The 1,777-nt window shown below is 73.3% G+C and carries 1 protein-coding gene and 1 pseudogene; both read left to right on the forward strand.

What is annotated here, in order from left to right:
- A pseudogene (locus tag A5694_RS18915) lies at nt 1–382 on the forward strand (hypothetical protein); the annotation flags it as partial.
- Nucleotides 383–445: 63 nt separating this feature from the next.
- Nucleotides 446–1,777, forward strand: a 1,332-nt coding sequence (locus A5694_RS18920; protein WP_082952755.1) for a PPE family protein, incomplete at its 3' end; no start/stop codon positions are given.

The following is a 1,777-nucleotide window of genomic DNA, read 5'->3' on the forward strand; positions in this document are numbered from 1 at the left end:
CCCATCCCCGAGCCCGAGCCGATGCCGGGCCCGCCGATCAGGTAGGGCGGGACGAACGACGCGCCGGCCGGCACCGGCGGCCGCGGCCCGCGAGGCCAACCGGGAGCGCGCGCAGGCCCGGCGCCGGCGGCGCGCCACCAAACACGACCACGGCGATCAGTTCATGACGATGGGCGTGGGGGTCGATCCGGACTGGCAACTGCCCGACGTCGAGCCGGTGGTGGCCGCCGAGCGCGGTGCCGGGCCGCTGGGATTCGCCGGCAATGCCGCCAAGGGGCAGTTTGCCGCAGCGGGGATGGCCCGGCTGGCCGGCGCGTTCGGCGGCGGGCCGCAGCAGCCGATGGTGCCGGGCAGCTGGGATGGGGACGACGACACCCAATAAAGTTCGGGTCGGCGAAAACTAAAGTTCCATGCACTAAACTCGGTGGGCGTGCCAGGGGTATGGATGGCGTCGCCGCCAGAGGTGCATTCGGCGTTGCTGAGTGCGGGCCCGGGAGCCGGGCCGCTGATGGCGGCCGCCGGGGCCTGGGCGGAGCTAAGCGCCGAGTACGCCGCCGTGGCCGAGGAGCTGACCGCGGTGGTGGCCGCGGTGCAATCCGGGGCGTGGCAGGGGCCCAGCGCGCATGCGTACGTCACGGCCCATGCCCCGTACCTGGCCTGGCTGAGCCAAGCGGCTGCCAGCAGTGCCGCAGCAGCGACGCAGTGTGAGGTGGCCGCCGGGGCCTATCTGAGCGCGTTGGCGGCGATGCCGACCTTGCCGGAGCTGGCGGCCAACCATGCGGTGCACGCGGTGTTGGTGGCGACGAATTTCTTTGGGATCAACACGATTCCGATTGCGGTCAACGAGGCTGACTATGCGCGGATGTGGGTGCAGGCGGCCACGACGATGACCGCCTATGAGGCGGTGACAGAGTCGGCGGTGGCCTCGGTTACGCACACCGCCGCCGCTCCGCCGATCATCGCCGGCCCGGGACAGTCGAGCGATCCGCTACGCGACTTTCTGGAGCGGCTGGGCATCTCCGACGGACTGGTCGCCCACGATCCGAAGGTCGGCAGCCCGCTGGATCTGGCGATCGCGCAGCTGCTCAAGAACGTCGGAGTGAACTGGGATCCGACCGCTGGAACGCTCAACGGGCACGTCTACGACTACTACGCCAACGCCAGTGAGCCGATCTGGTACCTGGCCCGCGCCCTGGAACTGCTGGAGAATTTCCAGTACTCCGGCGCCCAGAACCCGACGGCGGCGTGGCAGTACCTGCTCGCCGTCGCCCTGTTCGACTGGCCGACGCACGTGGCGCAATTCACCACCGCCGTCAGCCAGTCGGCTCCGATGCTGGCGCTCGCCGCCGGCACAGCGGCCGCCCCCGCCGGCGCGTTGGGCGGACTCGGCGGGTTGGCCGGCCTGCCCGCACCCCCCGCCGCGACCGCAGCGCTCCCTGCCGCCCCGTCGGCTACACCGGCGGTCCCGACGGTTGTCAGCAGCGCCCCCGGCATGCCGGCCGTGGCGGCGCCGGCGGCGGCGCGCGCGTGCTCGTGCGGTGGCCGCAGCCGCCACAGCGGCAGCATCCGGCTCCGGTGCTTTCCTGCTGGCGCTCGCTGGGGCACTCGCCCCGGCGCCGGTGCCGACCCGCGGCGTGCATCCGGGCCCGCCGCCGACCAGGTACGGGTAGGCAAACGCCTGTGCTGCCGCCGGCGGGGGCGCCGGGGCCGGCGGCGGGCCGGCGGGTCGGCACCGGCGCCGGGGCGAGTGCCCCAGCGAGCGCCAGCAGGAAAGCAC

The organism is Mycolicibacter sinensis (assembly GCF_001667945.1).
Taxonomy (GTDB): Bacteria; Actinomycetota; Actinomycetes; order Mycobacteriales; family Mycobacteriaceae; genus Mycobacterium; species Mycobacterium sinense_B.